Source organism: Escherichia sp. E10V5 (assembly GCF_004212315.1).
In the GTDB taxonomy this organism is placed as follows: domain Bacteria; phylum Pseudomonadota; class Gammaproteobacteria; order Enterobacterales; family Enterobacteriaceae; genus Escherichia.
Genome location: NZ_RHJM01000009.1, coordinates 238,662 through 257,482 on the forward strand (window position 1 = coordinate 238,662; position 18,821 = coordinate 257,482).

General features: G+C 48.5%; 17 protein-coding genes and 2 pseudogenes. 8 read left to right on the top strand and 11 right to left on the bottom strand.

Going from position 1 to position 18,821, the window contains the following annotated elements:
- Nucleotides 1-132 precede the first annotated feature (132 nt).
- From pgsA to uvrY, 3 genes are read right to left on the bottom strand one after another with little or no spacing between them, the layout of a single operon-like run.
- The gene (pgsA, locus tag D9738_RS08130) at nucleotides 133-681 is read right to left on the bottom strand and encodes a CDP-diacylglycerol--glycerol-3-phosphate 3-phosphatidyltransferase (RefSeq protein WP_001160187.1); all 549 of its coding nucleotides are present in this window, start codon (nucleotides 679-681) and stop codon (nucleotides 133-135) included.
- A gap of 56 nt (nucleotides 682-737) precedes the next feature.
- Nucleotides 738-2,570, bottom strand: coding sequence for an excinuclease ABC subunit UvrC (gene uvrC / locus D9738_RS08135; protein ID WP_130208553.1), 1,833 nt, complete (start codon nucleotides 2,568-2,570; stop codon nucleotides 738-740).
- Nucleotides 2,567-3,223 carry a UvrY/SirA/GacA family response regulator transcription factor gene (gene uvrY, locus D9738_RS08140; protein WP_064529316.1) on the bottom strand — a complete coding sequence of 219 codons (657 nt, stop codon included), beginning with the start codon at nucleotides 3,221-3,223 and terminating at the stop codon, nucleotides 2,567-2,569. The genes uvrC and uvrY overlap by 4 nt, the downstream gene beginning before the upstream one ends.
- Nucleotides 3,224-3,561: 338 nt before the next feature.
- Between uvrY and D9738_RS25050 the strand changes: the two genes are divergently transcribed.
- A complete protein-coding gene (locus D9738_RS25050; RefSeq protein WP_240731141.1) occupies nucleotides 3,562-3,696 on the top strand; it encodes a hypothetical protein in 135 nt (44 codons plus the stop codon).
- Nucleotides 3,683-3,907 carry a DUF2594 family protein YecF gene (gene yecF / locus D9738_RS08145; RefSeq protein ID WP_000106474.1) on the top strand — a complete coding sequence of 75 codons (225 nt, stop codon included), beginning with the start codon at nucleotides 3,683-3,685 and terminating at the stop codon, nucleotides 3,905-3,907. Before D9738_RS25050 ends, yecF begins: the two co-directional genes overlap by 14 nt.
- 66 nt (nucleotides 3,908-3,973) lie before the next feature.
- On the opposite strand, the gene sdiA is transcribed toward yecF, so the two are convergent.
- The 4 genes from sdiA to dcyD all read right to left on the bottom strand — a co-directional run bounded on the left by sdiA (nucleotide 3,974) and on the right by dcyD (nucleotide 7,344).
- Nucleotides 3,974-4,696, bottom strand: coding sequence for a transcriptional regulator SdiA (sdiA, locus tag D9738_RS08150; protein WP_130208555.1), 723 nt, complete (start codon nucleotides 4,694-4,696; stop codon nucleotides 3,974-3,976).
- 229 nt (nucleotides 4,697-4,925) lie between these two features.
- On the bottom strand, nucleotides 4,926-5,678 hold the full coding sequence (tcyN, locus tag D9738_RS08155) for an L-cystine ABC transporter ATP-binding protein TcyN (protein WP_130259926.1): 753 nt from the start codon (nucleotides 5,676-5,678) through the stop codon (nucleotides 4,926-4,928).
- Entirely contained in the window at nucleotides 5,675-6,343 is a 669-nt protein-coding gene (gene tcyL, locus D9738_RS08160; RefSeq protein WP_130223595.1) for a cystine ABC transporter permease, read from the bottom strand. Before tcyL ends, tcyN begins: the two co-directional genes overlap by 4 nt.
- 14 nt (nucleotides 6,344-6,357) lie before the next feature.
- Nucleotides 6,358-7,344 (bottom strand): D-cysteine desulfhydrase, encoded by a 987-nt coding sequence (dcyD, locus tag D9738_RS08165; RefSeq protein WP_130259927.1) that lies wholly within the window; start codon nucleotides 7,342-7,344, stop codon nucleotides 6,358-6,360.
- A 240-nt stretch (nucleotides 7,345-7,584) separates the two neighbouring features.
- On the opposite strand from dcyD, the pseudogene D9738_RS25055 reads away from it, so the two are divergent.
- From D9738_RS25055 to D9738_RS08180, 3 genes and pseudogenes are all read left to right on the top strand, one after another.
- Nucleotides 7,585-7,710 (top strand): annotated as a pseudogene (locus tag D9738_RS25055) (integrase); the annotation flags it as partial.
- A gap of 454 nt (nucleotides 7,711-8,164) precedes the next feature.
- Nucleotides 8,165-12,133 (top strand): autotransporter outer membrane beta-barrel domain-containing protein, encoded by a 3,969-nt coding sequence (locus D9738_RS25405; RefSeq protein WP_276320295.1) that lies wholly within the window; start codon nucleotides 8,165-8,167, stop codon nucleotides 12,131-12,133.
- Between the two features lie 23 nt (nucleotides 12,134-12,156).
- Nucleotides 12,157-12,402: pseudogene (locus tag D9738_RS08180) on the top strand (integrase core domain-containing protein); the annotation flags it as partial.
- Between the two features lie 21 nt (nucleotides 12,403-12,423).
- On the opposite strand, the gene tcyJ reads toward D9738_RS08180, so the two are convergent.
- From tcyJ to D9738_RS08200, 4 genes are all read right to left on the bottom strand, one after another.
- Entirely contained in the window at nucleotides 12,424-13,224 is an 801-nt protein-coding gene (gene tcyJ / locus D9738_RS08185; protein WP_130218652.1) for a cystine ABC transporter substrate-binding protein, read from the bottom strand.
- Between the two features lie 87 nt (nucleotides 13,225-13,311).
- Complete coding sequence (fliZ, locus tag D9738_RS08190; RefSeq protein WP_130260045.1) at nucleotides 13,312-13,863, bottom strand: flagella biosynthesis regulatory protein FliZ; 552 nt, start codon at nucleotides 13,861-13,863, stop codon at nucleotides 13,312-13,314.
- A 45-nt stretch (nucleotides 13,864-13,908) separates the two neighbouring features.
- On the bottom strand, nucleotides 13,909-14,628 hold the full coding sequence (fliA, locus tag D9738_RS08195) for an RNA polymerase sigma factor FliA (protein WP_064529323.1): 720 nt from the start codon (nucleotides 14,626-14,628) through the stop codon (nucleotides 13,909-13,911).
- 317 nt (nucleotides 14,629-14,945) lie between these two features.
- Entirely contained in the window at nucleotides 14,946-16,286 is a 1,341-nt protein-coding gene (locus D9738_RS08200) for a FliC/FljB family flagellin (protein WP_130259929.1), read from the bottom strand.
- 246 nt (nucleotides 16,287-16,532) lie between these two features.
- On the opposite strand from D9738_RS08200, the gene fliD reads away from it, so the two are divergent.
- The 3 genes from fliD to fliT are packed head-to-tail and all read left to right on the top strand — an operon-like array spanning nucleotide 16,533 to nucleotide 18,772.
- Complete coding sequence (gene fliD / locus D9738_RS08205) at nucleotides 16,533-17,948, top strand: flagellar filament capping protein FliD (RefSeq protein WP_130259930.1); 1,416 nt, start codon at nucleotides 16,533-16,535, stop codon at nucleotides 17,946-17,948.
- Between the two features lie 15 nt (nucleotides 17,949-17,963).
- Entirely contained in the window at nucleotides 17,964-18,374 is a 411-nt protein-coding gene (fliS, locus tag D9738_RS08210; protein ID WP_130259931.1) for a flagellar export chaperone FliS, read from the top strand.
- Entirely contained in the window at nucleotides 18,374-18,772 is a 399-nt protein-coding gene (gene fliT / locus D9738_RS08215) for a flagella biosynthesis regulatory protein FliT (RefSeq protein WP_130208573.1), read from the top strand. The genes fliS and fliT overlap by 1 nt, the downstream gene beginning before the upstream one ends.
- Nucleotides 18,773-18,821 lie beyond the last annotated feature (49 nt).

Here is an 18,821-nt window from a genome sequence, read left to right on the forward strand (position 1 = left end):
AATTACTTGATTTTATTATCGTCTGGCAATCAGTGCCGCCGTTCGATGCGTTGCATTCTACTTACCTGACGCGTTGAGTCAACGATATTTTTCATCACTTTTGATCGTTTGCTGAAATTTGCGTCGAAACGATCACTGATCAAGCAAATCTGCGCGAGCAGCGCTCAAATATTGCAACATTGACCAGAGTGTCAGCACCGCAGCCACAAAGAAAAGGGCAATACCGGCGTACTCAACCCAAATATTCGGGCGCCACAGCAACCAGGCCAGCGCGACCATCTGGGCAGTCGTTTTGACTTTACCAATCCAGGATACGGCCACACTGCTACGTTTACCGAGTTCAGCCATCCATTCACGCAGAGCAGAAATGATAATTTCACGGGCAATCATCGTTGCCGCCGGTAAGGTCACCCACCAGCTATGATAATGCTCGGTTACCAGCACCATGGCGATGGCGACAAGCACTTTGTCTGCTACTGGATCAAGGAAGGCACCAAAACGGGTACTCTGGTTCCAGCGACGCGCCAGAAAACCATCGAACCAGTCAGTCACCGCCGCGACGCAGAAAATGAGCGCGGCAGCAAACGGCGACCAGGTAACAGGTAGATAAAAAACCAATACAAAGAATGGGATAAGGATGACACGGAACAGTGTGAGCAACGTAGGGATATTAAATTGCATAATGACGGGTAACTATCTGTTGTCAGTAAGATTACCCCTATGTTGCTACAGAGACATCAATGTTTCAACGACCAGAAGATCTTTTCTGCCAGACCTTGCGAAATACCCGGCACTTTTGCAATTTCTTCGACGCTGGCGTTACGTAAACCTTGCAAACCGCCCATATATTTCAACAACATTTGTCGACGTTTTGGCCCGACGCCTTCAATGGTTTCCAGGGTGCTGGTATTTTTGACCTTCGCCCGTTTTTTGCGATGTCCGCCAATCGCATGATCGTGTGATTCATCGCGAATATGCTGGATGACGTGCAACGCAGGCGAATCTGGCGGTAAGCTAAAGCCCTCTCCTTCAGGCTCGAAGAACAATGTTTCCAGCCCAGCCTTACGGTCGGCCCCTTTGGCAACGCCAAGTAACAACGGATGGTTTTTATCCCAGGGAACGTCCAGCTCGGCGAAGACATTTTTCGCCTGCGCAAGTTGTCCTTTGCCACCATCAATCAGGATCACGTCCGGAATCTTACTGTCATCGATGGCTTTACCATAACGCCGACGCAACACCTGATTCATCGCCGCATAATCATCGCCCGGCGTAATGCCATTGATGTTATAGCGCCGATACTCCGCACGCAGTGGGCCATTAGCATCAAACACCACGCACGAGGCAACGGTTTGTTCGCCCATCGTATGGCTGATATCGAAACATTCCATCCGTTTCACTTCCGGCAATTTCAACACGCTGGCAAGCGCTGTCAGTCGCTGATGAACGGTTGATTGCTGCGAAAGTTTGGTGGTTAACGCTGTTGCTGCATTCGTCCGCGCAAGTTTCAGGTAACGCGCCCTGTCGCCTCGCGGTTTGGTCTGAATGTTTATCTTGCGCCCCGCCAGTTCTGATAATGAATCGGCGAGCAGCGTTTTATCGCTAAGATTAAAATCGAGCAGGATCTCACCCGGGAGAGTGCGCATCTGGCTGCCCTGTAAATAGAACTGACCAACAAAGGTTTCCACGACTTCGCCCAGTTCCGTACCGCCCGGCACCTTCGGAAAATAGCTACGGCTACCGAGCACTTTGCCCTGACGAATAAACAAAACATGGACACATGCCATACCAGCATCGAACGCCACGCCAATAACATCAAGGTCGTCGCCCGTATTAGAGACAAATTGTTTTTCGGTGACGCGTCGCACCGCCTGAATTTGGTCGCGAATACGTGCCGCTTCTTCAAACTCCAGATTCTGGCTGGCTGTTTCCATGCGGCTAATCAGTTGCTTAAGCACCTGATCGTCTTTACCCGATAAAAACAGGCGCACATATTCAACCTGCTGGGCATACTCTTCTTCGCTAACCAACCCGGCCACGCACGGCCCAAGACAGCGCCCTATCTGGTATTGCAGGCATGGACGCGAGCGATTGCGATAAACGCTATTTTCGCACTGGCGAATGGGGAAAATCTTTTGCAACAACGCCAGAGTTTCACGCACCGCATAACCATTCGGGAACGGGCCGAAATACTCCCCCTTGGCGTGCTTTGCACCGCGATGCATCGCCAGACGTGGATGTGTATCGCCACTGAGGAAGATAAAGGGGTAAGATTTATCATCGCGTAACAAAACGTTGTAACGCGGCTGATAGAGTTTGATGTAGTTGTGTTCCAGCAATAATGCTTCGGTTTCAGTATGAGTCACCGTGACATCGATTTGCTGGATCTGGGCGACCAACGCTTCCGTTTTGCGCGAAGCGAGATTGCTACGGAAATAGCTTGAAAGCCGTTTTTTCAGGTCTTTCGCTTTACCGACATAAATAACCGTACCACCAGCATCATACATGCGATATACACCCGGCTGGCTGGTGACGGTTTTTAAAAACGCTTTTGCGTCAAACTGAACACTCACTGACTTGTTAACGTCTCCGCATTACACAAACCATGGCGAATAGCCAGGTGAGTCAGCTCAACATCGCCATGAATGTTTAATTTACTGAACATACGGTAGCGATAGCTGTTCACCGTTTTCGGGCTGAGATTAAGCTGTTCTGAAATCTCATTGACCTTCTGGCCTTTGGTAATCATCAGCATAATCTGCAATTCGCGTTCAGACAAACTGGCAAATGGGCTTTCTGTTTTTTCTGGTTCGATCTGGCTTAACGCCATTTGTTGCGCAATGTCAGAAGCAATATAACGCTGCCCAGAATAGACAGAACGAATCGCGCTCACCACCTCCTGCGGGGCCGCACCTTTGCTTAGATAGCCCGCAGCGCCAGCCTGCATGACTTTTGCTGGTAAAGGGTTTTCGGTGTGAACCGTAAGCATGATGATTTTGACATCTGCGGTTGAACGGGCGATTTTACGCGTCGCCTCAAGGCCGCCAATGCCAGGCATACTCATGTCCATTAGCACCACGTCGACGGAATTTGCCCGGCACCACTTAACGGCATCTTCACCACAGGAAGCCTCACCAACGACTTTAATACCCTTTATATCTTCCAGAATGCGTCGTATCCCTGCGCGCACCAGTTCGTGGTCATCAACAAGTAGAACGTTGATCAAAGGAATATCTCCAGAAATAGGGATAACGCTACTGATAGTTAGTCATCCGTATATTAGCGGGTTTTATTGCAACTTTGAAACGTTAAAAATGGTGGGTATTCGATTTTTCTCTCATTTTTGATAATTCGATTGTCCACAGTTATGATCACGTCCGTCACCAAAAAGCTTCCGGGGCGTTGTAACCTATCTGTTAGACTGAAATGTGACAAAAATTGACTTCATTCAGCACAAATGAAAAATCATCAGCATGAATATGTAACATTAATTAACTCAATAAATACGCACAAAAAACATTCATGATATAAATATTTATTAACCACTATATTAACTAATTTAATATCAATGATGATTCAGCGACCAAAAAACAACCACTGCTATTTTTAGCAAAGCTTATGGTATACTCCGCCGCCTTAACATTTTTTACTGCAAATTTTCATTGCAACATGACGAGGAAAATAAATGAGTACGCCTGATTTTTCTACTGCCGAGAATAATCAAGAACTGGCAAATGAAGTCTCCTGCCTGAAAGCGATGCTGACGCTGATGCTGCAGGCGATGGGACAAGCTGACGCGGGCCGCGTGATGTTAAAGATGGAAAAACAGCTTGCGCTGATCGAAGACGAAACCCAGGCTGCGGTATTTTCCAAAACGGTTAAGCAAATTAAACAGGCCTACCGTCAGTAATATAAAACCGGCTGAAAGCACACCTTTCAGCCGGTTTTACACCTGGCACGCAGAATGTAATAGAGGTCATATTAAGCCAGTTGCGGCAGCGTAGCAGGCAACTTGGGTCTTATTCGGCGCGTTGATTTTTTTCTGCATGTTTTTCTGATGAAAATTAACCGTGTTCTCGGAGATTGACAAGATCATCGCAATCTCTGCCGATGTCTTACCTTCCGCGGTCCATTTCAAAATCTCCTTTTCCCGCTTACTGAAATTCATCTCCGGCGTCATCACTATTTGATCATTTAAACGCATCAGCGCCATCAGACTTTCGCGCACCAGTAACTGCATTTTTAATTGCAGCTCATCGCTAAGAACGGGTATTTCGCGCGTACTGCTACGAGAAAATGACAAAAATCCCAACGCCCGGTTCGGTAGCATTAAATACTGAGTGACTCCCCTGCGTAAACCATGCGCACGCGCAGCCTCCCATAATGGCTGGGCTTCACTGAATAAGTCATCATTCCACAATAAATGGCCCTGACTGAAGTTTTCAGGGTTGAGCACGGGATCAATAGCGAGAAAGTTTTTTGCCTGATAATAACTAACCCACGACTCAGGGTAATTGGTGTAGAAAGCCACTTTGGGTCGCGTGAATGGCACCGGGTGGCGAACACATAACGAATAGTAATCGTACTCGAGCTGCTGAGCCTGAAGCTCTATTTCATGGTAGACCTCTTCTGCGGCCTCCATCCTCTGAAAGCGCGACAGCATTGTGCGACGCCAGCTAAAAAAATCCGTATCCTGCATAGTAAACCGCAATGCCCCTGAGAGTGAGTATCATTTATACTGAAAACTCAAGCTATCACATAAATAAGATTTATATATAATTTATATTATTCAGATAATGAATTACTTTTGCAAGACATCGCATTCTCTTATGTTATTAATGAGTTATGCTGATTTATTGACCGTTTATTGAGTCTTCAGAAGAGTGGTTCGCCCCGGTAACTAACTCACCGGGGCTGATTTTTTCTTATTATTGCAGTAGAAACTTCTCGAGAAACTGGCGGGTACGGGGCTGCTGTGGAGTAGCAAATAACGCTTTCGCCGAGCCCTGCTCTACTATCCGCCCCTGGTCCATAAAGATCGCGCGGTCAGCAACATCTCGGGCAAAGCTCATTTCGTGTGTCACAATCACCATTGTGCGCTTTTCCTGTGCCAGCTGGCGGATAGTATTCAGGACTTCGCCCACCAGCTCTGGGTCCAGGGCCGACGTTGGCTCATCAAACAAAATCACCTCGGGACGCATCGCCAGCGCCCGGGCAATCGCCACACGCTGCTGTTGACCGCCAGATAAACGACGTGGATAGCTGGTTTCTTTGCCTGCAAGGCCAACTTTCGCCAACAACTCACGTGCGCGCGCCGTGGCTTCCTCTTTAGGTTCACCTTTGACAATCACCGGCCCTTCAATAATGTTTTCCAGCACCGTACGATGCGGAAACAAATTAAAGTTCTGGAAAACAAAACCAACGTGCTGGCGCAACTGACGAATCAGGGATTTTTGCTGACTTAACGAACGCGCGGTATCAATGGTGATATCCCCGACGGTAATCGTCCCCGCTTCGGGTTGTTCCAGCAAATTTATGCTGCGTAGCAACGTGGTTTTCCCGGAGCCGCTTGGACCTATAATCGCCACCACTTCGCCGGTTTTAACCTCCAGATCTATGCCATGCAGCACCGTCTGACCGTGGAATTTTTTCACCAGGTTTTTAACGTCAATGGCACTCATTTTGGATCCCTCTCCTGGCGATTAAGTTGATTCTCAAAATGGTTCTGCAACGTCGATAACACCGTCGCCATAATCCAGTAGATGAGCGAAGCCGCCAGATACATGGTGAAAACTTCCAGTGTGCGCGAAGTAATCAACTGCGCCTGACGGAACAACTCTGGCACCTGAATCGTCGCAGCCAGAGAAGTATCTTTTACCAGGCTGATAAAACTGTTCGACAGCGGCGGCAGTGCTACCCGCGCGGCCTGTGGCAAAATAGCACGACGCATAGTTTGCCACGGCGTCATGCCGATACTGGCAGCCGCCTCCCACTGACCTTTATCAATGGACGAAATCGCTGCCCGCAGCGTTTCGGCTGCATAGGCGGCGGTGTTCAATGACAGGCCAATCATCGCTGACGGAATCGGGTCTAATTCAATACCAAACTGCGGTAAACCGTAGTAGATCATAAACAGCTGTGCGATGAGTGGCGTACCACGGAAGATGGAGATATAAAAACGCGCCAGCCAGCGCACAGGCCAGACGGGTGACAAGCGCATCAGCGCGAGAATAAATCCCAGCAGTAAGCCAAAAAACATGCCGCCAATGCTGAGTTGCAGCGTATACCCTGCCCCTTTCAACAGGAACGGCAGCGAATCAATAACCAGTTGTATGCTTTCTTGCATGAGCGTTTCCGGAGCTAAACGTGGGGATGATAGGCGAACAGTGCAGGCGCGCCCCCGGTATGAATAAACAGAATCGGTCCTTCATCTTTGAAGCGTTTCTGACTTATACCATCAATCAGCCCCGCCATCGCTTTTCCGGTATACACGGGATCAAGCAGAATGCCTTCCAGACGCGCCAGCAGTTTCACCGCTTCCATGCCTTCGTCATTCGGCACGCCGTAGCCAGGCGCAAAATAGTCATCCCAGAGGAAAATTTCCGCTGATGCAGTCAGCTCCAGTTCTTTCGCGATCGCCTGTTGTAGGCCAACCACTTTCGGCAACTGGTCAGCAACAGAACGTGAAACAGTCACGCCAATCAGTTCTGTTTCAGGCATCAGTTGTTCCAGCCCTACTGCAAGCCCGGCGTGAGTTCCGGCACTGCCTGATGCCACCACCACCGACGATATGTTAACCGCCCCTTCACACTGCTGGGCGATTTCCAGCGCACTCTCCACATAGCCCAACGCGCCTAAAGCATTGGAACCGCCAACCGGAATGACGTATGGGCGAAAGCCTTGCGCTTCGACGCGAGTCGCTAACTCTTCCAGTTGGGCATCAGGATCGGTCAGCGCATCGCACATTTCAATCTGAGTATTGAACAGATCCAGCAACAAGCGGTTGCCGTTGGTTAAATAGTTTTCTGCGGCAGTGCCAATGGGATTTTCCAGCAGCGCCACGCAATGCAAACCAAGTTTTGCGGCCACTGCGGCAGTCTGGCGCACATGGTTAGACTGAATCGCTCCGGCGGTAATCAGTGTATCGGCACCTTCGCGCAAGGCGTCTGCTGCGAGAAATTCCAGTTTGCGTAACTTATTTCCGCCCATTGCCAACGGGGTGACGTCATCCCGTTTGATGAAAATGTCCCGCCCGAGATAGTCAGAAAAACGTGGCAGATATTCGAGCGGTGTCGGTGCGCCGATAAACTCCAGCCGTGGAAAACGAGTTAAATTATGCAGTGGCATAAAAGCCTCCGATTTGTGTTGTTGTGATCTTGTTATTATGCACGCAGGAAACGTATAAATAAAAAATGCGCCGATTAAAGCGCCCTTTTTTGTCATTATGCCCCGCCCAGAGTAGCGTTGACACGTTCCCGACTGTGAGTTCAACCGAGGGATGCAACACACTGGTTGAACCGATCTGTGAGTGATTCGTACTCTGGAGTTTTCTCGGTCTTTCGTTGAGCATATGGCAACTGTAGTACTTATGGATTCCGGGCGATAGCAGGTAGTGTGTTAATAGAATCAGATTTGTGGTCCCGTGATGCTGTTGAATGTCCGATGGGTCATCAGGAACGTAACGGTGTAAAGGCTGCTTATGTCCATAAAGCAGTAAATCTGATGTCCCCTGGTTACGGGGATAACTTCTCCTGGCATCTTAGGTTGATCAAGCCTGGTTATCCATACCCGTTCATTAATATGGTAATCATTATCTCTGTATTAATTATTATTTATATCCAGGTCTGTTTTTAGGATAAAAATATTATATTCCATGACGGTATTTTCAGGCACTTTTCTTATAAAAAAGCAGAGAAACACTCACTATCTAAAATTACACCAATCAATAAACAAACTAACATCCAGAAAACATTACAATTTCAAATTACTCGCCAAAAAAAATCAACCTGATTGCTTGAGATGGATTTTCTCTGTTTATTTGCAATAATGCTCGCATCGATCATTTGTATGATGATTGGATGATGCATATTACTTCCCAATGACATTACACAGTCAAAACATTTAACCCACCATTTTCAAACAAAGTATTATTGGAGATTTTGTGAAAATGAAAACTAATAAAAAAGAAAAATTTGATATCTATATAAAAAACAGAAAAACATTCGGCGTAACGCAAGAGGGAATGAAGACTACATTACTTTGCAGTCTTATATCTGCCACTCTGGCCATTCAGCCTGCTTTGGGAGCTAAAAAGGAAGTTACTCTTTCTGAAGGAAACCCTGCTGAAATATCTGAACATATCATTGGTGCTAATGGCCCGCAGGATAGGTTGGGTAGTGATGATGGAGAAGCCGGTGAAGATGCTCTCATTGTTAATGTTGTACCCGGTTCGTTACAGGATGAAAATGTCCTGACAATTAACAGCGGAACTCACATTAGTGGCGGTGAAGGCGGATGGGCTGGTCATGATGATGATCATACTATGAAGGGCGCTGCAGGAGGCCAGGGCGGCACAGCTATTACTGGAAATAATTTTACTCTTGTTAATTATGGTGATATTTCCGGTGGTAAAGGGGGTTGGGGAGGTTATGGTAATGGCGGGGGCGATGGAGGTGAAGCAGGTACCGCTATTTCCGGAGATGATCTTACCATTACGAACAACGGTAGCATTACGGGTGGCAATGGCGGAATGCCTGGAGCCAGTGGTTATGGCGATAAGAGCGGTGGTTTAACGGGGACTCCTGCTGTTGGTGGGACTGCCATATCTGGCAATAATCTTCAAATAAGCAATAACGGAAACATCACTGCCGGGCAAGGTAGTAGTGGTGCCTGGTGGGCGGTATGGGGGTCTTCTGCCGGCACAGGAGGGAATGGAGGCACGGCCATATCCGGAAATAATATGGAGATAACAAATAATAATCACATTACAGGTGGCCAGGGGGGGGATGGTGCTCGCGGTGGTGAAGGTAGTGTCGAATTTTCTACCGTTCCGAATATTAATGGGAGTACCGGTGGTAGTGGTGGTATTGGAGGGTCTGCTATATATGGTAATAATATTAAGATAAATAATACGGGAGATATAACTGGCGGACAGGGAGGCACTGGTGGTGAAGGTGGTAGCGGTGGTACAGATGAATATGATTACACTGACTCAGCGCCCCTTGGTTCTGGTGGTACGGGAGGTATTGGTGGCACCGGGGGGATTGCCATATCTGGAAATAATATGGAAATAAATAATTATGGAAATATTATTGGTGGAAATGGCGGCACTGGTGGTAATGGTGGCGATGGAGGGCGTTCCCATGAAAATAATAAAACTGGTGCCGGAGGTAATGGTGGCAACGGAGGTAATGGTGGTACTGCTATCTCCGGGAGTAATATCACGATAAATAATCATGGCAGGATATTGCCTGGGAGTGGCGGACAGGAAGGTGAAAGTAACGTTATCTTCTCCGGAGGAGTATCTGGTAACAGAGGGCAAGATTGTGATACCGCAATATCTCTGAATGGTGGAACTAACTCGTTGAATCTCTTCGCTGGTTCTGTCATTCAAGGTGATATTGTTTTGAATAATGTTGAAAATAATGCTGATGGTAATTCTCTGTCCATTACAAATAAAGACTCCACCAGCTCTGAAATAAAAGGCAATCTGAGTGCGGGTACAGGTACACATGTTTCCGTTTCAGGAGCTGATGTCACCTTTAGCGGAAGTTCGGTATTTGACACAGATTCATCGCTGAATATGAGCACAGGTTCCAGTCATTTAACTGCCAAAAGTATTCAGTTCAATAACGGTGCAGTGCTTAATGTTGATACTGCCATGACAATATGGAAGCAAAATGAGTACGGCTTGTTGACGACCTCCAAGGGCATAACAGGGCTCTCTGAAAATAATATTTATCAGCATAATAATCTACTGAGTGATGGTGCTGAAGACTATGTTTTAACATCACTTAGTGGTAACGGGCAGACAGTAAAAGAGGTGAGTTCTTCCCTGAAGTGGAATGACCCTTCAGGAAATGGATATGGCACGTTTGACCTGAGATATGGCGCGGTGTTAGAGCTGAAGGTACGGCTTGCAGATAACAATGCTGTTCAGTTATCTCATGGCTGGGATGGAAAAACGCTGACCAAAGCAGGCGAAGGAACACTGATTCTGTCCTCCCAAAACACTTACACAGGTGTAACAGACATCCGCGGCGGCAATGTCCGCATGAACAGCAACAGTGCACTGGGGCAGACCAGCGAGATTCGCCTGGCAGACGACACCATGCTGGACATGAACGGTCACAGCCAGACCGCAGGTAAACTGAACAGCGCAGCAGGTTCCATACTGAACATTAATGGCGGTAATCTGACCCTCACAGGTGGAGGCCTGTCTGCAGGTACCCTCATCGGCTCTGGCTCCCTGAACATCAGCGGTGGCGTGTTCGATATTACTGGTGCCAGCCGCGCCCTGAATGCCACCACCACTATCGCAGAAAAGGCAATGGTGAAAGTGCTTAATACTGACGGACTGGGAACAGGCTTGGTTAACACTGCCGGCACACTGATTCTGGGCAAGGCTGATGCACCTGTCATGCTTGCCAACAGCCAGGTCACCATCGCTCAGCAGGGGACACTCTCCGGCTCTGGTGGTGTCGCCGGGAACGTAACCAACAGCGGTACTCTTGACCTGAGAGCCGATGCTCCGGGTAATGTACTGACGATCGGAGGTAACTATACCGGTAATAATGGCTTACTGCTCATGAACACCGCTCTGGGGAATGACAGCTCCGCAACAGACAAACTGGTTATTAAAGGCAATGCTTCCAGTCAGACCCGTGTGGTTGTTATAAATGCAGGTGGTACCGGAGCACAGACACTAAACGGTATTGAGTTGATTCATGTCGACGGAAATGCTGACAGTGCTGAATTTATTCAGGCCGGGCGTATTGCCGCCGGGGCTTATGACTACACGCTGGGACGTGGTCAGGGAAGCAACCGTGATAACTGGTATCTGACCAGTGGTAAAAACACTCCGTTCCTGCTGCGCGCTCTGAAAGCAATGCAACCCCCTGCCCCTGAACCTGCTCCGGGTGGTAATGACAACGACTTGCGTCCGGAAGCTGGCTCCTATACGGCGAACATGGCTGCAGCAAACACCATGTTCGTATCCCGTCTTCATGAACGCCTGGGGCCAATGCATTACACCGATGTGATTACCGGTGAGCAGAAAGAAACCAGCATGTGGATGCGCCATGAAGGGGGACACAACCGCTGGCGTGACGGTACAGGTCAACTGAAAACACAGGGTAACCGTTACGTCCTGCAGATGGGCGGTGACCTGGCCCAGTGGAGCCGGAACAGATCTGACCGCTGGCATCTGGGGGTTATGGCTGGTTACGGTAATGACCATAACAATACAGATTCTGTACGTACCGGATACAGTTCAAAAGGCAGTGTGAAAGGATACAACACAGGTCTGTATGCCACCTGGTATGCTAATGATGAGACACATAGCGGGGCTTATCTGGATAGCTGGGCACAGTACAGTTGGTTCGATAACGATGTGAAAGGTGACGGACTACCGGGGGAATCCTGGAAATCAAAAGGTCTGACAGCCTCACTGGAAACCGGTTATGTCTGGAAAGCCGGTGAGTTTACCGGTAGCCATGGCAGTCTGAACGAATGGTATGTCCAGCCTCAGGCTCAGGTTATCTGGATGGGCGTAAAAGCTGATGAGCACCATGAACGCAATGGTACCCGTGTTGAAAGCACTGGTGACGGTAACGTCCATACCCTTCTGGGCGTGAAAACCTGGATTAAGGAACACAACAGAATGAATGACGGCAAATCCCATGAGTTCCGTCCGTTCGTTGAGGTGAACTGGCTGCACAACACCCGTGATTTTGGCACCCGCATGAACGGTGTGACGGTACATCAGGACGGCGCCAGCAATATCGGAGAAGTAAAAACCGGTGTTGAGGGACAGATTAATGACCATCTGAACCTCTGGGGCAATGTGGGTGTACAGATCGGTGACGAGGGATACAGTGACGCCTCTGCCATGCTGGGAGCGAAGTATACATTCTGAACCGGGTAGTGGAGTAGCCAGCTCTTTATCAGTCAGTGCATGAGAGAAACGGGATAACCTGCTCAATGACCGTTGGTTATGACTGCGACCAGAATGCGCTGGCTGAACGAATAAACGGGCTCCTGAAAAACTCGCGTCCTGCTGGCCCGGGAAATAGTAAAAAAACCGAGGCCATTTATAACCATGAGCGGCCACACCTGGCACTGAAATACAAAACGCCCGATGAAGTTCATCAGGCGTTTTACAGACAGAAAACTGTCAACTTATAGCAGGACCCGTCAATACGTTGATTATTTGGTCACATCAGCACCAAACCATTTTTCCGAAAGGGCTTGCAAGGTTCCATCTTTTTGCATTTCTGCAATGGCATCGTTGACTGCTTTCAGCAAGTCTTCGTTACCTTTACGCAGCGCGACACCTGACTCCTGGCGGGAGAAGGCTTCGCCAGTTACTGCCAGTGTATCATTGGTTTTCTTCACCAAATCCAGCGCCGCCAGACGGTCAACCAGGATGGCATCAATACGGCCTACGCGCAGATCCTGGTACTTGGTCGGGTCATCATCATAGGTGCGCACATCAACACCCTGAACATTCTGACGCAGCCACTCTTCATAGTTAGTGCCTAAACCAACGCCAACTTTTTTACCTTTCAGATCGTCTGCGGTTTTAATTGTGCCTTCATTCCCTTTTTTCACCAGTGCCTGAATACCGGAAATGGTGTAAGGGGTAGAAAAATCGTATTTTTTCTTGCGTTCATCAGAAATGGTGACCTGGTTAATCACCACATCGATGCGTTTAGAATCCAGTGACGCCAGCATCCCATCCCATTTGGTCGGTTTTAATGCGGCATCAACGCCCAGATGTTTTGCCAGCTGTTGGGCAAATTCCACTTCAAAACCAGTCAACTTGCCGTCATCGCCCTGAAAGCTAAACGGCGGGTAAGTCCCTTCCAGTCCCACCAGCAACGTGCCACGCTCTTTTACTTTATTGAGCAGGCCTTCGTTGGCAAAACTTTTCACGCTCATACCCGCAACCAGCGCCACGGCCATAACGCCCATCAACGCCTGATGTCCCAGATGTGCTAGTTTCATATTCACCCCGAATGTTGTTTTGTTGGTTTGCAGTGTAGAGCCATTGTTTGTAAACACAAAAACAACTCTGCTACATCTTATTCTTATTTAATATATATCAGAAGCTGACATGCAGGGGGATATCTGCGCAAGATCACCGCGGGTTTGCGTCTGGTAACACTGATACTTACGTAATGCGATGCGGTAATTATTGGTGCTTGTGGTGGGTAGCCAAGGCGCCAGGTTTTCATCAAGAAAACCATCCTGCAGCAGGTCGGTGGAAATATCTTGCTCGCTTAAATAATTACCCAAACGACGCAGACGTACCACATACTCGCGCACAGTACCGGGGCTCATTTCAGTATGGTCAAAGAGAAACTGCTTGAAGCCGATAATATCAAAAAAATCACTCTGCGTTTTGCAGTGTAAATCGCCGCAAAAACGACACAACGCGGACCATGATTTTTGTTCTTCCTGCCAACCATTTTCATCAAGCAGTGTATCGAGACGGGAAATCTCGATTTTATTCACTATTTTGCCGTCGCGAACCAGCGTAATGCGATCAAGTAGTTTACGGCAAAATGCGCAATGGGTTTGACTGTGTTTAAAGTCTTTAAGATAGCGACTCAATGGCCGCCTTTTCTGGTGCTGCATCATTATTAAGAACTCCTGGTATTCAAAATTAATGTGCGGCATTTACTTAAGTTATAACTTACCCAGTTTGGTGCGTAACCGTTTAATGGCCTGACTGTGTAACTGACTGACCCGCGATTCACCAACTTCCAGCACCGCGCCAATCTCTTTGAGATTAAGCTCTTCCTGGTAATAGAGCGTTAATACTAACTGTTCACGCTCCGGCAACATTTCGATGGCTTCCATTACCCGTTGACGCAAATTACTTTCCAGTAATTTTTGTAACGGGTTTTCGCGCTGATGATCGTCACTTACCAGTTCAATACTATCGCCGTGCTCTTCACGCCACTCATCGTAGGAAAAGAGTTGGCTGTTATTAGTATCAAGCAACATTTGTCGATAATCGGCGATTTCGATCCCTAAACGTTCTGCCACTTCAGTTTCTGTGGCGTTACGGCCAAGTTCCTGCTCCAGTTGCCCCATTGCCTGTGCCACTTCACGCGCATTGCGTCGCACGCTTCGTGGCACCCAGTCACGGCTGCGAAGTTCATCCAGCATAGCGCCACGGATTCGCTGCACTGCGTAAGTTGTAAATGCCGTTCCTTGCAGGGCGTCATAACGTTCAACGGCATTAAGTAATCCAATGCCGCCCGCCTGTAGGAGATCATCAAGTTCTACACTCGCGGGCAGTCGGACCTGCAGGCGCAATGCTTCGTGACGCACCAGCGGGATATAACGCTGCCACAGCGAGTATTTATCCATTACACCTTCAGCGGTATAGAGTGATTTCACGATAAACAACCCTGCGTTATATAAGTAATCGGCATAATTATCCGTTTCTGCAGGTTTTTTAATCGGACGATTAATGGGTGAAATAAGCGGTTATTTAGAGTGATCGGTAAATAATGAGCAAAATAACCCCGCCGGACGCGGGGTTAAGAGATCTGACAACGTACGCTTCATCTTGCCGGATGCGGTGTAAATGCCTTATCCAGCCCAGACGAATATGCAAATTTAATTAATTGCGATTCATCTTGTAGGCCTGATAAGCGCCGCGCATCAGGCAATTTGGCGTTTGCTGTCACTATCAGTTAGTCAGGTTTTGGCGATTAACCCTGCAGCAGAGACAGAACTTGCTGCGGCACCTGGTTAGCTTTAGACAGCACGGAGTTACCCGCCTGCTGGATGATCTGCGCTTTCGACATGTTGGACACTTCGGTCGCATAGTCGGCGTCCTGAATACGGGACTGCGCTTCAGACAGGTTGGTGGTGGTGTTGTTCAGGTTAGTGACCGCAGAATCCAGACGGTTTTGTACGGCACCGAGGGAGGAGCGGAATTTGTCGACTGATGCAATCGCTTTGTCTAAAAGTGCCAGTGGATCGTTGGTTGCAGTACCAGAAAATGTTGGTGTGGCCGGTGTTTTTACAGAACCATCAGCATCGAGTTCATCAGTAAGCCGGATTGTTGTGGCTTCATTTTTTGCAGCGTCACCACCGTTTATAATTGCATCCTTACCGTCTGTACCAGCAAGGTAATCTTTGCCTTGAATAGTAACATAGCCAACAGCCGCGCCAGCACTATTCGTCGTGACCTTGATAGGCTGACCTGCCTGTGTTGCTGTGGTAACACCGTTCGCAGGATCAGTGAAAGTAACCTTGGTGGTATTAAGCGTAACAACGCCACCAGCATTCACGGAAGCCGAATAGAAGTCATTACCAGATTGAACAACATAGGTTTCTGTCGCTTTACCATCCGCGCTTTGTACGTTATGTAGGGACAAGCCTGATGTATCACTTATTCCCAATGTTTTAGCCATTGCGGCGGCAGCAGCATCGTCCGTACCAAATTTAACCGTAACCGGGGGAGCGCCAGCAGCACCAGGAACTGTAGTTATCGCGTCGCTAACTTTTAATGCGTTCCCTGATACCGAGAAACCTTTCAATCCCAGCGTTGAAGAATCAATTTTCTGCAAATCGATAGAGATCGTCTGCCCATCATTCGCGCCAACCTGAATCTTCATAGAACCATTTTTCGCCAGCACATTCACGCCGTTGAACTGAGTCTGACCGGATACACGGTCAATTTCATCGAGACGGGATTTGATTTCGTCCTGAATAGAAGACAGGTCAGAATCAGAGTTAGTCCCGGTCGTCGCCTGAACGGTCAACTCACGCACACGCTGCAAGTTGTTGTTGATTTCAGACAGTGCGCCTTCTGCGGTCTGCGCCAGAGAAATACCGTCATTGGCGTTACGCGCGGCCTGAGTCAGCCCTTTAATGTTAGAGGTGAAACGGTTAGCAATCGCCTGACCAGCGGCGTCGTCTTTCGCACTGTTAATACGCAGACCAGAAGAGAGGCGCTCGATAGAAGTCGACAGCGCAGACTGGTTTTTGTTGATGTTGTTCTGAGTGATCAGCGAGAGGCTGTTGGTGTTAATGACTTGTGCCATAATTTTTATTCCTGTTTTTTAGCTCTACGGTTTAAGTATTGGGCTTCCACCCTTCGGCTTCGTCGCCGTCAACCCTGTTATCGTCTGGTCACTCACAACCTTTAGAATTTTTTTCTAGCCGTCGAAATACTCCCCTTCCTCGTTGCTGTTCGTGTCATTAAGCCCAAAAATAAATCGTAAACTTTGCCCCGCTTGCGCCGATAACCCCGGTATTCGTTCTACATGTCGCATGATTAAGGAATATATATGGCTAGTATTTCAACGCTCGGGGTTGGGTCGGGGCTGGACTTAAGCAGCATCCTCGACAGTCTTGAGGCGGCAGAAAAATCTACCCTGACGCCGATATCAAAACAGCAAAGCTCGTACACCGCGAAACTGAGCGCCTACGGGACGCTGAAAAGCGCGCTGGAGAGTTTTCAGACCGCCAACACGGCACTGAATAAAGCCGACTTATTTACTGCTACCTCAACCACCAGCAGTTCCTCAGCTTTTAGCGCCACCACCACGGGCAGCGCAATTGCCGGAAAATACACCATAAGTGTCAGCCAACTGGCACAGGCACAGACGCTCACGACCCAAAACAGCCAAAAAGACAACAAAGCCGCCATCGCCACCAGCGATAGCGTACTGACCATCCAGCAAGGCGGTGGAAAAGATCCCGTCACGATTGATATCAGCGCGGCTAACTCGTCACTCTCTGGCATCCGCGATGCAATTAACAACGCCAAAGCCGGCGTCAGCGCCAGTATCATCAATGTGGGTAACGGCGAGTATCGTTTGTCTATCACCGCCAATGATACCGGTAGCGATAACGCCATGAAACTGAGCGTCAGCGGCGACAGCGCCCTGCAAAGTTTTATGGGTTACAACGGAACGTCGGGTGATAGCAGTAATGGCATGATTGAAAGCGTCACCGCGCAGAACGCCAAACTGACGGTTAATAACGTTGAGATTGAAAACAGCAGCAACACTATCAGTGACGCGCTGGAAGATATCACTCTCAACCTGAATGACGTCACCACTGGTAATCAGACCCTCACCATCAGCAAAGACACCTCCAAAGCTGAAAATGCGGTTAAAGCGTGGGTGGATGCCTATAACACGTTACAGGATACGTTCAGTAGCTTAACAAAATACACCGCAGTCGATGCCGGGGCAGAAAGTCAGGACTCCAGCAACGGCGCGTTACTCGGTGACTCCACGCTGCGCACCATCCAGACCCAGTTAAAAACGCTGCTTGCCAATACGCATAGCAGTTCAGCCTATAAAACATTGGCACAGATCGGTATCACCACCGACGCCAGTACCGGTAAGCTGGAAATAGCGACTGACAAGCTGCAAACGGCCATGAAGAAAGATGCCACTGGCGTAGGTGAAATGTTTATTGGTGACGGTAAAAGCACTGGCGTAACCACCAGCATTAGCAGCAACCTGACCAGTTGGCTCTCCTCCACCGGGATAATCCAGGCTGCAAAAGATGGCGTAAGCAAAACACTGAACCATTTGACGGATCAGTACAACGCTGCCAGTGAACGTATCGATACATTAATGGCGCGCTACAAAGCCCAGTTCACCCAACTGGATGTGTTAATGAACTCGCTTAACTCCACCAGTAGCTATCTGACACAGCAATTCGACACCTCAAATAGCAGCTCGAAATAATCTTCAGGAGAGACTATGTACAGCGCAAAAGGCACGCAGGCCTATGCACAAATTGGCGTTGAGAGCGCCGTGATGAGCGCCAGTCCACAGCAACTGGTTACCATGCTATTTGACGGCGTGTTGAGTGCGCTGGTAAGAGCACGCCTGTTTATGCAGGACAACAACCTGGAAGGCAAAGGCATTTCTTTATCGAAAGCTATCAACATCATTGAGAATGGGCTGAAGGTGAGCCTCGAAGAAGAAAGCCAGGATGAATTAACCCAGAATTTAATTGCGCTCTATAGCTATATGGTCAGGCGTTTGCTGCAAGCGAATTTGCGTAACGATGTCTCCGCAATAGAAGAAGTGGAAACGTTGATGCGCAATATTGCCGATGCCTGGAAAGAGACTTTACTCTCCCCTTCTTTGATTCAGGACCCTGTCTGATGAACCATGCACCGCACTTGTATTTTGCCTGGCAGCAACTTGTCGAAAAAAGCCAGCTCATGTTACGCCTGGCGACAGAAGGACGATGGGATGAACTCATCGCCAGCGAAATGGATTATGTGAATGCGGTGCAACAAATCGCACACCTGACGGAAGAGATGGCACCCTCTGCCATGATGCAGGAACAACTCAAACCGATGCTACGCCTCGTCCTGGACAACGAAAGCAACGTTAAGCAGTTATTGCAGGGGCGAATGGATGAGCTGGCGAAGCTGGTTGGTCAGTCATCGATGCAAAAATCCGTATTAAGTGCTTACGGCGACCAGGGCGGCTACGTACTGGCGCCGCAGGAGAATATCGTCAATTTTTCTCCCCATCTGCATTTTGGCAAAGCATAAAAGTTGGATTACTCGCGAATAACCTGATTACGGCTACGCTTCTAATGTT

What these genes read in the sequence shown, in the direction of transcription:
- pgsA (WP_001160187.1), bottom strand. Translation starts at nt 681, where the DNA reads ATGCAATTTAATATCCCTACGTTGCTCACACTGTTCCGTGTCATCCTT.
- yecF (WP_000106474.1), top strand. Translation starts at nt 3,683, where the DNA reads ATGAGTACGCCTGATTTTTCTACTGCCGAGAATAATCAAGAACTGGCA.
- sdiA (WP_130208555.1), bottom strand. Translation starts at nt 4,696, where the DNA reads ATGCAGGATACGGATTTTTTTAGCTGGCGTCGCACAATGCTGTCGCGC.
- tcyN (WP_130259926.1), bottom strand. Translation starts at nt 5,678, where the DNA reads ATGAGTGCCATTGACGTTAAAAACCTGGTGAAAAAATTCCACGGTCAG.
- tcyL (WP_130223595.1), bottom strand. Translation starts at nt 6,343, where the DNA reads ATGCAAGAAAGCATACAACTGGTTATTGATTCGCTGCCGTTCCTGTTG.
- dcyD (WP_130259927.1), bottom strand. Translation starts at nt 7,344, where the DNA reads ATGCCACTGCATAATTTAACTCGTTTTCCACGGCTGGAGTTTATCGGC.
- D9738_RS25405 (WP_276320295.1), top strand. Translation starts at nt 8,165, where the DNA reads ATGAAAACTAATAAAAAAGAAAAATTTGATATCTATATAAAAAACAGA.
- tcyJ (WP_130218652.1), bottom strand. Translation starts at nt 13,224, where the DNA reads ATGAAACTAGCACATCTGGGACATCAGGCGTTGATGGGCGTTATGGCC.
- D9738_RS08200 (WP_130259929.1), bottom strand. Translation starts at nt 16,286, where the DNA reads ATGGCACAAGTCATTAACACCAACAGCCTCTCGCTGATCACTCAGAAC.
- fliD (WP_130259930.1), top strand. Translation starts at nt 16,533, where the DNA reads ATGGCTAGTATTTCAACGCTCGGGGTTGGGTCGGGGCTGGACTTAAGC.
- fliS (WP_130259931.1), top strand. Translation starts at nt 17,964, where the DNA reads ATGTACAGCGCAAAAGGCACGCAGGCCTATGCACAAATTGGCGTTGAG.
- fliT (WP_130208573.1), top strand. Translation starts at nt 18,374, where the DNA reads ATGAACCATGCACCGCACTTGTATTTTGCCTGGCAGCAACTTGTCGAA.